This is a genomic window from Nocardioides cremeus, assembly GCF_030518195.1.
Classification (GTDB): domain Bacteria; phylum Actinomycetota; class Actinomycetes; order Propionibacteriales; family Nocardioidaceae; genus Nocardioides; species Nocardioides cremeus.
Map to the genome: position 1 here is coordinate 1 of NZ_JAULSC010000294.1, position 276 is coordinate 276.

The following is a 276-nucleotide window of genomic DNA, read 5'->3' on the forward strand; positions in this document are numbered from 1 at the left end:
TCGCTTCCTCCGGGCCGACGAAATCCGAAAGAGAAAGCTCTGCCTGTTGAATCTGGGCCTCTAACTCGCCGACCTGCGCTTCCAGTTCCTGCGCCTGATCCTGCATCTGCTTCAGCTGGATCGGATTGATTCGTTTCGCAGGAGCCTGGCTGGGAATCGGAACCGGCTCCGCTGGGGGAACGCGCGCAAACACGTCGTCCAGGGTAGGTTCCTTTTCGGGGCCGCCTTGTTTGCGCCACAGATAGTCGGCGAAATTGCCCGGAAACACGCGCACTT

1 protein-coding gene is annotated in these 276 nt (G+C 59.8%); it reads right to left on the minus strand.

The window, feature by feature from the left end; translation table 11 throughout:
- A partial coding sequence (locus QWJ41_RS21190; protein ID WP_302710474.1) for a hypothetical protein occupies positions 1 to 276 on the minus strand: 276 nt, incomplete at both ends.